Raw genomic sequence first — 15791 nt, forward strand, 5'->3', positions numbered from 1 at the left:
TTCCGACTTGAATATGCAATGCAAAGCCGCCGTGCTGTCCTTCACGAAAGGAGCCAGCCTTGTCGGCAACCCGGATATTGTGGGGTCAGATACTCGTCGTCTTCACCCTAACGCTCGCAGGTGTGTGGGCGGGCACCCAGTGGACGGCGCACGCGCTTGGCTATCAGGCGCAGCTGGGCGCGCCCTGGTTCAGTATCTCCGGAGCGCTTGTCTATCCGCCTTATGCCATCTTTTGGTGGTGGTTCAGCTACGAAGCCTATGCGCCGCGCATCTTCGAGACCGGCGGAATGATTGCCGCATCGGGCGGTCTCGTGTCGGTGGCGGTCGCGATCGGCATGTCGGTCTGGCGCGCCCGAGAGATCAGGAACAGCGCGACCTATGGCTCGGCGCGCTGGGCGACCCGTTCCGAAATTTCACGCGCGGGCCTTCTGGCAGGCAAGGGCGTCATTATCGGCCAGCATGCCAATCTCTATCTTCGTCACGACGGCCCCGAACATGTGCTCTGCTTCGCGCCGACCCGCAGCGGCAAAGGGGTCGGCCTTGTCGTGCCAACGCTCCTGACCTGGCCGCATTCGGCGATCGTGCACGATATCAAAGGCGAGAACTGGGAGCTGACAGCTGGTTTCCGTACCCGGTTCAGCCGCACGCTTCTGTTCGATCCGACCAATGAGGCATCGGCGGCCTATAACCCTCTGATGGAAGTGCGACGCGGCATCAACGAGGTGCGCGACGTGCAGAACATCGCCGACGTGCTGGTCGATCCGGAAGGCTCGCTTGAACGGCGCAATCACTGGGAAAAGACCAGCCACGCGCTGCTCGTCGGGGCCATTCTGCATGTGCTTTATGCCGAGCCTGACAAGACGCTCGCCGGGGTGGCGAACTTCCTCTCCGATCCACGCCGATCCATCGAGGCGACACTGACCGCAATGATGCACACACCGCATCTGGGGGAAGACGGCGTCCATCCGGTTGTCGCGAGCGCGGCGCGAGAATTGCTCAACAAGTCGGAGAACGAACGCTCGGGCGTGCTCTCGACCGCCATGTCGTTCCTCGGCCTGTACCGCGATCCGGTCATCGCCAGTGTCACGCGGCACTGCGAATGGCGCATCGCGGACCTCGTGGCACAGGGCCGACCGGTCACGCTCTATCTCGTCGTCCCGCCGTCAGACATCAGCCGCACCAAGCCGCTTATCCGGCTCATTCTCAACCAGCTTGGAAGACGTCTGACCGAGGACCTGCAGGAAGGTGCCGATCGCGAGCGGCTTCTCCTTATGCTCGACGAGTTCCCGGCTTTGGGCAGGCTCGACTTCTTCGAAAGCGCGCTCGCCTTCATGGCGGGCTACGGCATCAAGGCCTTTCTGATCGCCCAGTCATTGAATCAGATCGAGAAGGCCTACGGACAGAACAATGCCATTCTCGACAATTGCCATGTGCGGGTGTGCTTCGCGACCAATGACGAGCGAACCGCAAAGCGCGTTTCGGAATCGCTCGGGACCGCCACCGAAACCCGGGCGATGCGCAATTATGCCGGGCACCGCCTCTCGCCTTGGCTCGGTCATTTGATGGTGTCGCGCTCGGAGACGGCGCGCGCTCTTCTGACCCAGGGCGAGATCATGCAGCTTCCCGATACCGATGAAATCGTGATGCTCGCAGGCGTGCATCCGATCCGTGCCAGGAAAGCGCGTTACTACCGCGACCCCCGGCTCAGCAAACGGGTGGAGCGTCCACCGACGGTTGAAAAGCCGGAGTTCGCGGCGGACCAAAGCGAATGGCACGGGAGACATGTGACCGCGCCTTCGCAATTGGAGAAATTGCCGACCGCGTCTGAAGAGTACGAGGTCGATGATCGCCAGTCCGATGGCGGGATCCGCCAATCGCCCGAATTGCCGGAATACGAAGATGTGGCGCCGCCGCCAGTCGAGATCCCCAACGAATTTGAGTTTGACGACCGAACGGACGACGATCAGGCAAACCGCAATCGCAGAATGGCCCAGCGGATGCAGGCCAATGCGCGGCGCGCTGCGCTCGATCCCGGCGACGGGATCGAGCTATGAGCAAGGGCAACCGTATCAAGCATACCTTTCGCCTGCTGCCGGCCCTTTCCAGGCAGCTTGCAGACTATGCGGGTCGCAAGCGCGTTTCGCAGGCTTCGGTGGTGGAGGCCGCGATCGGCTCGTTTCTCTCTCCCGATGGATCGGAACGCATGGAAGCGGCCTTCAGTCGACGCCTTGATCGCATAAGCCGACAGATCGGCAAGCTCGCCTATCATATCGAGGTCGGGAACGAGGCATTCGCGCTCTACCTCAGGCGATGGCTGGCGGTGACCCCGGCCATGCCGTTTGAAGCCAATGCCGCTGCGCGTGCCGATGCAGAAAAGCGGTTCGACTTCTTCGTCGAAGCGCTCGCGCGGCGCATGGAAACGGGCAGGCATCTCGCTGACGATCTCATTCGCGCGGCTTCGGAACCAAGGCTGGATGAGATTGAAAATCCGGACGGAGACGGCCCTGAGCCTCCGGCGTAGCCCTGACAAAGACCTTCGATAGTCCGGCAGGAAACCCACATGAATAGAGCAGAGGAACGCTTTCTTTCATGCGCCGGCGCACCTGCAGGAATGCGAGGGTGCAACCATTCCAAGTGCTTGCTAAAGGTCCAGTAATGCGCACCGAACTCGATCACCTGCCTCCGCAAAAGCAACGCGAACTTGAGCGCGTGGTGCAGCTGATTTTCGAAGAGTTCGATGATGCCTTTGCCCTGGCGAAGCACGAGTGGAAGAAGGCCGGCCGCATTCTCAAGGTCATTCTCTACGGTAGCTATGCCCGCGGCACTTGGGTCGACGAGCCGCATACGGCCAAAGGCTACCAGTCGGACTACGATCTGCTCATCATCGTCAACGACAAGCGGCTGGTCGACCGGGTCAAGTACTGGTCGAAGCTCGATGACCGGCTGATGCGCGAGTACGGCGTGACCAAATCGCTCAAGACGCCGGTCAATTTTATCGTCCATACGCTGCAGGAGGTGAACGACGGTCTCGCGCACGGACGCTACTTCTTCATGGATGTCGCGAAGGACGGGATCGCGCTCTACCAATCCGATGACACCGAGCTCCACACGCCGAAGCCCAAGACTGCCGGTGAGGCGCTGGCGATGGCGCAGGAGTATTTCGACGAGTGGTTCCCGACAGCGATGCAACGGTATGAGCTATCAAAGGTGGGCCGGGAGCGAGGATTCCTAAAACCCGCAGCATTCGACATGCATCAATCGGCCGAATTTCTATACCATTGCGTGCTGTTGGTCTGCACGTTCTATACACCGCATGTGCATAATCTGGGTTTTCTCCGCACCCAGGCGGAGCGAATCGACCCACGCCTGACCTATGTCTGGCCGCGCGACACGCGCCGCGATCGTGCGCGCTTTGAGAAGCTGAAGGAAGCGTACGTCAAGGCTAGATACTCAAAGCATTACCGCATCACCAGCGAAGAGCTCGAATGGCTCGGAGAGCAGGTTGAGGAGCTTGGCCGGGTCGTACACGAGATATGCTCAGACCGTCTCAAAAAGCTCAGTAATGAAATAAACCCCTAATCGATGCTCGCCTGTCGGGTCCGATCGCACTGTAGCAGATGTCTGCGTTGCGCGCCTACTTCGGACCTAGCTGAATATTGTTTTCGATCGCGAGGAGAGACGCTCATCACAGGGCGAAGTTGTGAAAGAGGCCTAGTCGTGCTCGGAAAGTAGTGTGAAAGCGAAACCAGAATTCTGCAGCACACTGGCCGAAGGATGCGAGCTCTCGCCATCAAATAGCTTGCCAATCGGCTTATTTTTCTGGCTCGCATCGTTGCCCACACTTCTGGAAGGAGCGATTAGTTGGGCCGCTTGGCTGGGTTTAAGTGGATATTTTAGGTTCTGGAAGCCTGTGCGGAACAACTGCTGAAGCTGGGTTTGCTGCTGGAGCGCCTCTATTTCGGATCGACTATTGGTGGCGACATCACCGAGGTCGATACCCAAGATCGCATCGGCAAAATCGTCTTCCTGCGTCTGGTCGAAGGCGATGCGTGCGGTCTTGGTGCGCTGATCGATATGCATCACACCTGTCAGATCGGATTTGCTACCGATCTTGATTACGACGAGGTCGCCATTTTTTGTCGGATAGGCGCATTGCACGGTTATGTTGAAAGTACGAGGAGGCAGGGCCATCATTCCCACGCGTCCGATGTGATCGAGATATTGTTGCCGCAGATTGAGGGCGCTAACGTCCCTTAAAGTTTCCGCAATCTTTGCAGACCCGTCCGACGCCAAGTGATTTTTCGCGCGTTGGAGCGTAATTGTAGCTGGAAATCCGAAGTCCCATCTGATCTGATAACGCTTCTTCCCGCGTGTGATGATTGGCGTCGTCTTGTCTTCGCCAAAAAGTGGCTCCGTCATAGCGAGCGGTTCTAGGGTACCTCCGATAAGCAGTGCTGCGTGGAGGTTTTTGCCACGCAGCAGATCACATTCCGGCGAGGCAACGAAAAACACCCTGTTTGGGTCGCCTTTGAAAATGCTGGCCTTGCTGACCGATCCCTGGAGCCGGGACATGAGAATGTCACCAAATGTGAGTGGCCAGACCGAGCCATTGTCTCGCTTGCGCCGCTCGGGATTAGCGAAGACCGTCCGCTCGATGAGGCGGAAACTGTCCTTTCCCTTAGCGATCGTCAAAGGAGCCGGCTTGTCGCTTATTTTGTCTAGCGCCTCGGCTCCGGACAGGATTTCCTTGTCGGCTTCGATTTCATATTGAAGGACGCGGTCGAGAACGCTGACCATATAGCTTGATGGCAGCAGTCCTTCGGCTGATAAAAGCAGCGATTTGATATGATGCAGGTCGTCGATATCGATTCTTCGCAATTCTCGTCCCGCACGTTCGACCGCGTCAGATGCGCCGGTCTTCCACTTCTTAGTGAATTCCGCCAGCAAGAGACTATCTTCACGGTGCGTCGCCAAGGTTGCGATGATGCGCCGCATTCGAGCGCCCTTCTTGATTACCTTTTTCTGGATGCTGCGGAAACCGGATGCGTGGAGCTCGACCTCGTCGCGAAGCCCGGGTGCCTCTTCTGTGAGGTTGATCTGCGACATCAGAACAACTGCGGGGGGGGCGTCACGGCCGTCGATCACTTTTTTCAGGCCGGCTACAGTCGTTTGCCTGTCTTCGTCCGACTGGGCGGCACCAAGAAAAAGGTCGATGATGATGAGGTCGACCTGCTCGGCAGCTTTGACAAAGTCGCGTCCTGCTTTGGTGAACGCAATCCCGAGATCGGTCAGTATTTCTTCGATCTCACCGAGAGCTTTGATGTCTCGCAGGCTCTTCGCGACATAGTCGGCGAACAGGTCGCGAACCAGATCGTCAAGAACTCCACGGTGTTCCCACAGCGCTTGAATGAAGGCGTCATCACCGCGAAGATCGGCTCTCTCATCGGGGTCAAAGCCCGGGAAAACGGCTTCCAAGCGCTCGAGCGCGTCGCCAATGGCGTCGTCGAAAAAGATATCCCAGTCTACATCTGCAAGCTCGCTCGCGCGCGGTACTAGGTCATAGCCATCATCGACAATGAGCGCGGACTTTATGCCCGCCGCGGCGATGATTTCTTTGTCCGTCATTCATCGCTCCCGATGACGCGATAATCGAACGTGGTGTATCGTCCCTCGCGGTTTACAATTTCGGTGTCGATGACAAGCGCGCCGCCATTGTGCTCCGCTGCCTCGCGGGCAATGAACAGCCCGAGTCCGCGCCGTCGGCTCTTGTCCTTCAGCGAGAAAAACAGGTCGAAAACCCGCTCGGCGTATTCGGGCGATATACCGGGCCCATTATCGGTTACCCGTACCCGCGGTGGATTGTCCTCCACCGCTATCGTGAGCAGCGGCTTGAAGCCCAGTTTGCGTTCGCGCTCAATATCCATCCAGTAAACAGAATTGGAAACGAGGTTTTCAATAACCTGTGCGACCATGCCTTTGACGGCTTTCAGCGCAACCGGACGATCGGGGAAATGCGTTTCAAGTTTGACATGGTGTCGGTCGAACTGCGCTTCGTGGGCACTGAGGAGGTCGCGGACAAGCTCGTCAAGTTCGAACGCCTCCTTGCGTTGTCGGCCACTCACGCTGAGCGGGTCGAGAATACGAAGCCGCTTGCTTATCGCTTTCATCGACGCGCGCAGACTTTCCAACCTGCTTCGTACCTCTTCCGGTACGTTTTTACGCTGAAGCTTGTTTAGCGTGTCGAGCGCATCCTCGGCGGATCGAGCCAATTCGTGGGCAACGACCTCGACCATCAGACCTACGCCGGCCATCGCGACCATCTGATCGGTATCCTGCTCGAGCTCGAGAATCCGCTCCCGCGCTTCTGCGGCATACCGGGAAAATTCTTCACGCATCTCTTCAAACTCGGCGACGATCTCTCGCTGGTCTTCATCGGCCGATCGGGCGAGCGCGCGAATTGCTTTCTTCATCCGCTGTTCGAGGGCTTTCGTACGGGTCGGGTCCGTCGGCACTCTCGGCTTGTTTTTCTTGAAAGCGTTTTCGACGCGCTTCATTTCGTCGCGTAGCCTGTCGACAGCGAGCTGTATCGCCTCTTTGAGAACCGCTTCTTCTGGGGTGTGCCGCAAACCCTCTCGGTTGGTTTGGTCGATTAGATGCGGATTGCTGAAGCGGCCAATATCTACCTGTCCGACAAACTGAATCCGGTTGAGCGCATAGCCCTTTGCGCGCAGAGCTGTGCGATCGAGTTCGAGCCAGTCATCATCTTCGGTACCATAGGGATAGACCCTGAATCCGTCGCGATAGAGCCGCACTCCCATCCATTGGTCGAGCAATTTGCGCAAAGCCTGGTAATCGCCTGTACTCCGGCCCTTTCGCAGCGTTGCGCGATTGAACCAATAGAGTTCGAAATTGAAAGGTCCGACGTCAGTCAGTGCGGCTGCGTTTACATCACGCTTGTTTTCCCGGCTGCGTTTTTGACGCAGGCCGACCAGTGCGGCGAGCAAATCGTCGAATTTCAATGTCTCGATCTGGTGCTCGACGGGATGCTCGAACCCAAGATTGACGAGCTCCATTCGCAGCGTGAGTTCGGGAGAGCCGTCCCGGATCTTATACTCACCCTTGAGGGTCGCGTGGGCATGAGAAAGGAAATTTTTGTCAAGCCGGGCAAAATTGATGCGCTCGCCGTTCCAGAAAATGGCAATGCGGTGGCGTTTGGGCTTTCCAATCGGGTTGGCAAGCAACGAAAAATCATCAACGGCAAGCCGTTCAACACGGTTGCGATCCCAATTGGCCTTTAGCCTGCGGACGCGAATGTCAGTCCCGCTGTAGTCCGGTTGCGGCTTCTCTCCGCCCACGCGCGGTTCGATCGTGACATCCTCGATCATCTTTTGCGGATCTTCGAAGTCGGTCCAATCGATGTCCAAGATGTTGAAGGTCTCGTCTTCTTCACGGGCGGTTCGAACTGTCAGCCGGTCGCCAAGACGCATTGCGGAGAGCCGGCCTATGCCTTTCTCGCCCAAATACGGAGCTTCGCTGACACCGTCTTCAAACGCAGTGTCGACTTCTTCTTTGCGCGATTTGGTTCCGAGAACCAGAAACACGGTTTCGAGCTGTTCCAAGGACATGCCCGACCCGGTGTCAGAAACCGTTACCTGGTTGAGCGCATCAATCTCTTCTAGCGCAGCATCGTATTCGTCGAGATCGTCGATATCCTCGAGAAATTCGATCGCCCTATCGTAAAGCTTACCTGCATCGCTGAAGAAGCGGGCACGGGTTTCATCGAGCAGTTCGGCAAGCGCTTCCTCGAAATCGAACTCATCTTCCGCATGATTGCCATTGTCGGGCATCTTTCGCAGGCGGTTCACGGTATGGCGCAACTCGAGATAGTCCCTGCGGGCGAGGACAACCTTGAATTTGATCGTGACGCCGTCCTTCGTCCCTGCGTCAACACCGTTCTTGATAAGCTCATAGAATGCGATCGCGTCGGAGCTGATGAGCTCTGAGCCGAGCTCAAGAACGGTGCGGGCCGAAACCTTAAACATCACGGGCACATAGAACGGAAATGGTAAAATGACAGTATTCTAATTTTGGCATCTCAAGCATGCCCCCGGAACCAAGGAAAGTTGATTTGTCGACATCATAGATTGCAAACTTGAGCCTCGATATTTGTAGGCTTCGTCATTTGTGACAGACGAGACAGCCGCTGTCCTCGTCCGCAAGCATCTGTTCCACCGTCCTATCGGTGATCCGTGCTCTCAGCGGATTTGGCATTCTGCGAGCGAGCGCCTGTGCCTTGCGCTCTTCATGATTGCGCTCGATCTCGGCAACCCGCTCCGGCCGCGCCAGTTCTTCGAGACTTTCGTTCTGGGTCCAGGTGAACGGTGAACCGTGCTCGATGGCTGATTTCTCGTAACGCTTGGCTTCCTCGAAGGCGTCCGGGTGCTCGCGCATCAGCCGCACCCATTCGATCTTCTGCTGGTAAAAGCAGAATGTGCAACCGCTGCGAGAGCGCCAGCGATAGTAATCCGGTAGGCCAAGCCCGGAGTTTTCCAGCAGGCCGATGACCGAAGCCTTGTCGAGGCCGGCCTCCCTCAATGGGAAATGGACGTGCATGTTGGGGTGGGTTGCGATCATCCCCGAACGGCTCGGTTCGTCGGCGCGGATCGCGACATAGGAATGCACCTCCACGCCTGCGTCGAGATGCGGTTTGAGCCACTTCTGGAATGGCTGAATTTTCAACTGCCGGGTGCACCAGCGTGTCCGCGGGGAAGGCAGAAAATGGCCGTATTCGGCTAGCCAGAAATCGAAGTCCCGACCAGGGTTGAGCATTTCAATGGGCTTGCCAAGGAAGCCCTCAAGGCGGCCGAGATAATCGTAGACCTCGGGTAGCTCCTTGCCGGTGTCGGTGAAGAAATACCGCACATCGATGTCCGGGCGGTGATCGCGCATCCAGACCGCGAGGGCAGCGCTGTCTCGTCCACCGGACAGACCCAGAACATGCATCGCCTCGCCGGTCACGCTTCCTTCTCCGCGCTGATGGGCACAGTGACATCGCGCTCGCCGTCATCCTCGATATAACGCTGTGCGAGCTCCGCGATCACGGCGAGCACCATATCGGGCTCGAGCTGTGCGGCGTCGAGCGTCTTGCCGATCTCGTCGAGGAGTGGCCCGAGGCGCTTCTGCGCCTCGGTTGCAATCTGTGCTCTGCGGACGACGCTTCGTTCGGTCGACCCGACACCCGCCATCACCATCACCGCGGTCTGGGTCGGTTGCTGGTCGCTGTCGCCGAACAGTTCCACGCGTCGGAACCGGTAGGCGTATTCCGACAGCTGCATCCCCGCCCGACTCGGCTCGAGATCGTGCCACGTCGTCACCGGCTTACCCATCACGAGACCGCAAATTTCCGCCATGCTTTCCGTCGACCCATCGAACTCGGCCAGCCTCGTGATGAAGCCTCGAAGCTTGAGGTCGTCTCCTCCGTGACCGGCTATTCGCTTCGCTCGTTCCACCAACTCCGAGAGATTGCCGGCATCGCGGTGTTTCAGACCCTCCAGCATCCGGGTTTTCAGATCCTCGATCATGTCTGGGTAAGCGTGATCAAGTTCGCTCAGGACCGTGCGCAGCGCAGGTGCGGTGCCTTCGCCCGAAGTTTCGAGCGCTTGGGGGATGTCAACGAAGAGGAGCTGGTAGGGATCGTCCGCATCGAGCAACAAGCGGCGCACATCGATGGCTTGCTTGGAAAGCGTTGCTTGCGCCTTGCGCGACCAGTTGGGAAGGCTGTATGCAAACTGCACGAGCGCCTGCGCTATCTCGAGCGGCTCCTCCGATGGCGCCTCTTCAACGAACTCGCTCGCGACGGCTGCAAATTCCTTCAGCGCGACCGCATTAGCGGCATCGGTCGGAACAGATCTCAGCGCAATATGTTCGGGGTCCTGCAGCAGAAGATCCATGACCAGATCGGATATGGCCGGCTGGAAGGCCTCTTTCGCATAGATCGCAGTGCTGTGGCGGCGCGAGAAAAGATAGGTCACGAGCAATAGGGGCATCACGCCTTGCTGCACGCCGTAAGGCGGCTCGCCCCAAGCCCGGTAGATATCGGCAACACCAACCTGCTCGCCGGCTTCGAGCAGGCCATCGGTTAGCGACCAGAGAGGGGCGAACGTGCTGGTTTCGCCGGGCGGAACGAAGTCCCACCGCTCGCCTTGCCGGACATAGAGACCCGCGCGTTCCAGAACGGTAACCGCTAGGCCCTTCTCGGCCGGATAGCCCTTGATCCCGAAGTGCTGCTCGCCGCGGCCCACTACAATAGCATGCAACAGGGCTCGCAACGCCGCATTGGAATTGCTCGAAGGCCGCCGACGATTGATGAGTTCGGAATGCACGATCGGAGCCTGCCGGAAAGTCCGCCGGGCGATATCGCTTGCTGCTTGCGACAGGCCATAGGAAAGCGACTGCAAATCGAGCGGCTTACCAGTGTCGAACCAGTGCGCGCGCTCGAAACCCTCTCTCAGGAGACCTTCCAGCTGCGCGGACAAATGGGCAATGCGGGCATCGATCTCGCGCCTGGCGGCTGCATCTCCGGCCAGTTCGGGGCTTTCGTTGCGCACGTCTCGCGCGGCTTCGAGCTCGATCGCTGTTTTGCGAATGTCCGCACTGTTCGATGCAAGACCAACAATTACGGGCAGACCGTGCCGATGCTCCGTGCGCGAGACTTCGATCAGACTCGCCTCCGCTTGGCCGGGATCGACGTCGATCCCAGGCAGAAGCAGCAGGAACTTGCCAGCAGCCCCGGCGCTAACCCGAACGTCTTTCGGACCAAGCCCTTGCGGCGCCAGTTCGCCGATTTGTGCGTCGAACCAGCGCGGCGTGCCATATTCGGCGTAATGCCGCTTGGCCAGAATCGGCTGCAGCGAGGCGAGATCGTTCAGAGACGCTATCTCGAGCCGCCCGCGTTCGGCGATGCGGGCCTCGATTTCGCCCTCAATGTCGAAATCGCTGCCGGCATAGATTGCATAGGCGCCGAGATGGCGACGGTAGACCAGCGCCGAAATCTTCACGAGATCGGCAAGCTGCTCTTCGACGTCCGCATCGGAATGACCGAGGCTTGCCGCAATCGTCCGGGATGAGGCTGCCAGACCCGATCCATTGCTGAACAGATCGATGACCGCCACGGTCTTCGCGATCTGCAAGCGCAGGTGGCTGCCGTCGCGGCCCGCCCTCGCTATGGCCTCTGCGGCCTGTGCCCATCGATGGCCGTCGGGCGAAGCCATGATCGCCGGCTCCAGATTGACCTGCAGATAATCCCAAAGTTCTGCCGGTCCGAAGGTTCTTCCCGAGGCGAGCGTCGTGCGTTGAAGGAATTCGGTGAAGCCGCTGGGTTCCGCCGAGGCAAGAAAACCGAACAGGCTGCGTTCGTTCTGGCTGAAGCGCCGCCGGGTGATCGGCCCGAGCAGCGCTGCCGCCGCAGGGTTGAGAGGCCAGCAATCGTCGAGCCTTTCCGCAAGATCCTTGGGCACACCTGGTCGCCGTTCGGCAATCTCGCTGGCAACAATAGCGGCAATTGGATGCGACTGAGGGTGCGAACGCTCTGTCGTGACGGCACGACCGACCAATTCGATGACCTCGTCGACCGCCGTAATGATCGGGACATCCGCAAAGCGGCCCTGAACCTTGCGCCATTCGTCCTGGACGCTTTGCCCGAGGCGATCCGCATAGCGCTCGAAAGCCTGGTGCAGCACGCCCACAACGATAAGTCTTCCCTCGCTGCGATTGGCCGCCTCTGCGAGATCCTGGAAGAAATGGATGTCGATGGCGTGATCGGCAGCACCTTCCAGATATTTGCCCAGTTCGTCGACAATGACGAGAACCCCGCCCTGGGGACGCGCTTCAACCTCGCGTTGCAGCCGCTCGACGATATCGCGCCCGTCAGCGGCTTCCATCCTGGACCGCTTGGTCCGAGCGTGGCCCGGGGCGCCAGCGATTGCTGATGCGAGCGCCTCGCGCAGGTCCGCCACCGGGTTGCCCCGCCGACCGCTCACGGGCACGCAGAGCCAGTCCTTGGGCGCACGCCCGAAAACGTCGGCCACTTCGGGCACATCGCCAAGCAGTTGCTTCGCTTCCCTGTAGGCGGGCCCGCGCCCGAGCGAATAGGAGGCAAGCGCAAGCGCGAGGCTCGACTTGCCGCCGCCGTAAGGGCCCGTCCAGGTGAACGCGCCCTGTCCGTTTGTCGCGAGGCGGAGCGTGGTGGTCAACGCATCGCGCGCCGATCCTTGAAGTACATAACCGGAGAGGGGATCGGCCTGGCCAAAATCGGCATCGATCCTGATCGATCTTTGGTAGCGTGGGGCGACCGAAACATGGTCTGAGAGATAGGCCTGCGTCATGCCGCGAGCGCCTTGGTGTGCGGATAGGCGCTGGCGATGAAGGAGGCCGGATCAGGCAGGCCTTCTCCCCGCCTGGCAATCGCGCGCACGCCTGCGCTGTCGGTCCACAGAAAGGCGCCCTTGGCGACCCTTTCGATATCGACAAGCCGGTCGATCAGCGCATCCTCGTCTAGCTTGAAGATCCGCCCCGGCGATCCGGACTCGTATACCAGCGTATCGATGGCGAGCGTTGCTTGCTCGGGTGCACGCCTTGCCCAGAAATCTGCAAGCGCAAAAAGGAAGATACCGTTGGGCAAGCCGGGCTTGGGCCCATGGCGGAAAGCGAACGATCGCGATGACACTTCGCGCATAAGGCCAAGTTCGCCAAGTACGGTTTCCACCTGATCGTCAACCGCGCCCGCGCCGACCTTGGCGACATAGGATCTGACAAAGCACTCCACGTCGCGCTTGATCGTTGTGGAGGAGGCCCGCGACCGGTCGAGTTGGGCACACAGCAGCCGGATCGGCTCGGCAATGCCGTCGCGGTCGAACCCGTGTGCATTCAGATGGTTGAACGCATAATACCATGTCGTCGCGCGCTCGAAATTGCTGGCGATCTGCCAATGGAGCAGCCATGTGGTCGCGAGGCTTTCCATGAATGGATCGAGACCTGTATCGCGGTCGAAGATGAGCTTGCCGAAGGACGTTGCCTTCAAGGCGCCGACACCCCGCTCCGGGTCTTCTTCAATGATTCGGCAAGTGAGCGCCCAATGCTTGATTGCCGCAACCATATTCTTGCCGACTCCGAACCGGATGATCCCTTCGTCCTTGTCGAAGGTATTTGGGGCCGGAGCCTCCGCATCCTCGCAGACCGCATCGTAAGCCTTGCGTAGCCACAGCCGCCTCAGCGGAAAGGTTTCATGTCCCGCAAAGCGCGTCTTCACGCCGGTTTGTCCAAGAGGGCCTCTGAGCATAGCTTTTTCCTACTGGTGATTTCCCCCAGTTGGCAACCTCGATGCGGGCCCTGCTTGGAAATTTACGCTTCAGGCCGCTGCTCGGTAGGCTTTCTCGTGCGCGGCCAAGAGCGCACTGACGGCACGGTCGATATCGGCCTCGGAAGTGGTTCGGCCAATCCCGATGCGAACGGACGACGAAGCCTCGTCAAAGGAAAGCCCTTGCGCCAACAGGACGTAAGATGGCTCGATGCTGCCTGAGTTGCAGGCTGAGCCTGTCGATGCCGATAGTTCGCCGCGGGCATGCAAGAGGATGTCTTCCGCATTCACTCCCTCGGCCCTGAGGCTCGTGCAACCCGGGATGCGCTCGGCATGCGGATTGATAGTGAAAGGACATCCCTTCCTGGTGACCCGATCTTCTAAAAGTCTTTGTAATGATTGAATATGTGTGCGTGCCGACTGGCCGTGGCGCTCGTAAAGCCGCGCCGCCGCTGCAAGCCCGGCGCAAAGCGGAACCGGCACTGTACCGCTGCGTCCGAGAGGCTGCTGTCCACCGCCATCAAGCTGCGGAACGAGCCGTAACCGCGCGGCGCGCGACACGACAAGGCCGCCGATGCCTTTTGGACCGTAGAACTTGTGACCGGAGAAACTCAGCAGATCGGCACCGGTATGGTTGAAGTCGACATCGATCTTTCCGACGGTCTGCGCCGCGTCTGTGTGAAACAGAACACCTTGGCGATGACAGATTTCGGCAATCTCGCGCACGGGTTGAATGACGCCCGTCTCGTTGTTGGCGTGCATGACCGATACGAGCGCCGTGTCGGGCCTCAGGGCCTGCGCGATGGCTTCTGCGCGAACGCGGCCATCTGCCCCCGGTTTGACTTCGGTGACCTCGATCCCGGTTTTCACGAGCGAACGGGCGGCTTCCAGCACGCATTTGTGCTCGATCGACGACACCACCAGATGGTTTCCGCGTCGTTCCGCTGAGCTCATGACACCTTTGATGGCGAGGTTGTTCGCCTCGGTTGCTCCGCTGGTGAAGAGGATTTCGTCCTCTCCGGCACCGAGCAGCGTTGCGAGCGCTTCGCGCGATCGTTCGACAATTTTCGAGGCCTGCAGGCCATGCGCATGATCCGAATGCGGATTGCCCCAGTCATTGCTCATCGCATCCGCCATCGCATCGATCACCGAGGGATCGACCGGAGTTGAGGCCATGAAATCGAGATAGGCGGGGCCGGGTCTGCGCAAGGAACAACCTTCATTGAAATCGGTGCACCGATAAGACCAAACCTGGCCATGCAAAGCAACCACGATCGCGCGGTGTTCGAGACTGAATGGCGACGACCTTCCGATTTGGCCTTGTCTTTTATTTCTTATTTTTCGCCCTTCTACCCTCACTGCAGATCGCTATTGCCTGAGGGCAAAGTAATGCCTTTTTGATCTGCCTCGCGAACGCAGCCGGTGGTCGGTTGCCGCATCCGAGGCAGTCCATGAGCGTCATCCCCCTTCGATCCGAAGTCTCATCGCGCGGCGCGCGCATGCTGCGCACTGCGCTTGGCGGCGACATCGCTCGCTGGCTCGACGAGCCCGATGTCATCGAAGTCATGCTCAACCCCGACGGGCGTCTCTGGGTCGACCGGTTGGGCGAGGGTCTCGCGGCGAGCGAATGTCTGATGAGCGCAGCCGATGGCGAGCGCATCATCCGGCTGGTCGCCCATCATGTCGGCGCCGAGGTTCATGCAAGCGCACCGCGTGTGTCCGCCGAGCTGCCGGAAGGCGGCGAGCGCTTCGAAGGCCTGCTGCCCCCGGTGGTTGCCGCCCCGAGCTTCGCCATCCGCAAACCAGCTATCGCGGTGTTCGCGCTGGCCGATTACGTGACGACCGGGATCATGAGCAAATGGCAGGCTGAAGCGCTTGCCGGTGCGGTCGCTGCGAGAAAGAACATTCTGGTCGTCGGCGGCACCTCGACCGGCAAGACGACGCTCACCAATGCGTTGCTCGCCGAGGTCGCATCCACGTCCGACCGTGTCGTCCTGATCGAGGATACGCTGGAGCTGCAATGCGCAGCGCCCAATCTGGTGTCGCTGCGGACCAAGGACGGCGTTGCGACCTTGTCCGATCTTGTCCGGTCCGCGCTGCGCCTGCGGCCCGATCGCATTCCCATTGGCGAGGTGCGCGGTGCAGAAGCACTTGATCTGCTGAAAGCGTGGGGCACCGGTCATCCAGGCGGGGTCGGCACGCTTCACGCTGGTTCGGCGCTTGGCACGCTGCGGCGGCTCGAACAGCTTATCCAGGAAAGTGTGGTCACCGTGCCGCGCGCGCTGATCGCCGAAACCATCGATATCATCGCCGTGCTCGTGCGCGACGGCACCGGGCGGCGCCTTGCCGAACTCGCCGAAGTGCGCGGACTCGATGCCGCCGGCGAATACGTCCTCGCACCCCTTCCATCCACAACAGGAGACCATTCGTGACCCAT

The 15791-nt window shown here is 59.6% G+C and carries 10 protein-coding genes; 4 read left to right on the forward strand and 6 right to left on the reverse strand.

The window, feature by feature from the left end:
• Positions 1–59 precede the first annotated feature (59 nt).
• The 3 genes from GQO94_RS17425 to GQO94_RS17435 all read left to right on the forward strand — a co-directional run bounded on the left by GQO94_RS17425 (position 60) and on the right by GQO94_RS17435 (position 3579).
• Positions 60–2054, forward strand: a complete 1995-nt coding sequence (locus GQO94_RS17425) for a conjugal transfer protein TraG (RefSeq protein ID WP_156842694.1) — start codon at positions 60–62, stop codon at positions 2052–2054.
• Positions 2051–2521, forward strand: coding sequence for a CopG family transcriptional regulator (locus GQO94_RS17430; protein ID WP_156842695.1), 471 nt, complete (start codon positions 2051–2053; stop codon positions 2519–2521). The genes GQO94_RS17425 and GQO94_RS17430 overlap by 4 nt, the downstream gene beginning before the upstream one ends.
• 134 nt (positions 2522–2655) lie before the next feature.
• The gene (locus GQO94_RS17435; protein WP_047822821.1) at positions 2656–3579 is read left to right on the forward strand and encodes a HEPN domain-containing protein; all 924 of its coding nucleotides are present in this window, start codon (positions 2656–2658) and stop codon (positions 3577–3579) included.
• Between the two features lie 132 nt (positions 3580–3711).
• On the opposite strand, the gene GQO94_RS17440 is transcribed toward GQO94_RS17435, so the two are convergent.
• From GQO94_RS17440 to GQO94_RS17465, 6 genes are all read right to left on the reverse strand, one after another.
• The gene (locus GQO94_RS17440) at positions 3712–5625 is read right to left on the reverse strand and encodes a hypothetical protein (RefSeq protein WP_156842696.1); all 1914 of its coding nucleotides are present in this window, start codon (positions 5623–5625) and stop codon (positions 3712–3714) included.
• Positions 5622–8042: a sensor histidine kinase gene (locus GQO94_RS17445; protein WP_156842697.1), complete on the reverse strand. Its 2421-nt coding sequence runs from the start codon at positions 8040–8042 to the stop codon at positions 5622–5624. Before GQO94_RS17445 ends, GQO94_RS17440 begins: the two co-directional genes overlap by 4 nt.
• A gap of 136 nt (positions 8043–8178) precedes the next feature.
• Positions 8179–9018, reverse strand: a complete 840-nt coding sequence (locus GQO94_RS17450; RefSeq protein WP_156842698.1) for a phosphoadenosine phosphosulfate reductase family protein — start codon at positions 9016–9018, stop codon at positions 8179–8181.
• Positions 9015–12383, reverse strand: a complete 3369-nt coding sequence (locus GQO94_RS17455; protein ID WP_156842699.1) for an ATP-binding protein — start codon at positions 12381–12383, stop codon at positions 9015–9017. The genes GQO94_RS17450 and GQO94_RS17455 overlap by 4 nt, the downstream gene beginning before the upstream one ends.
• Entirely contained in the window at positions 12380–13336 is a 957-nt protein-coding gene (locus GQO94_RS17460; protein WP_232332998.1) for a DUF4007 family protein, read from the reverse strand. The genes GQO94_RS17455 and GQO94_RS17460 overlap by 4 nt, the downstream gene beginning before the upstream one ends.
• A gap of 69 nt (positions 13337–13405) precedes the next feature.
• Positions 13406–14626, reverse strand: a complete 1221-nt coding sequence (locus GQO94_RS17465; protein WP_156842700.1) for a cysteine desulfurase family protein — start codon at positions 14624–14626, stop codon at positions 13406–13408.
• Between the two features lie 179 nt (positions 14627–14805).
• On the opposite strand from GQO94_RS17465, the gene trbB reads away from it, so the two are divergent.
• The gene (gene trbB / locus GQO94_RS17470; RefSeq protein WP_156842701.1) at positions 14806–15786 is read left to right on the forward strand and encodes a P-type conjugative transfer ATPase TrbB; all 981 of its coding nucleotides are present in this window, start codon (positions 14806–14808) and stop codon (positions 15784–15786) included.
• Positions 15787–15791: the final 5 nt, after the last annotated feature.

It is taken from the genome of Novosphingobium aquimarinum (genome assembly GCF_009746585.1).
Taxonomy (GTDB): domain Bacteria; phylum Pseudomonadota; class Alphaproteobacteria; order Sphingomonadales; family Sphingomonadaceae; genus Novosphingobium; species Novosphingobium aquimarinum.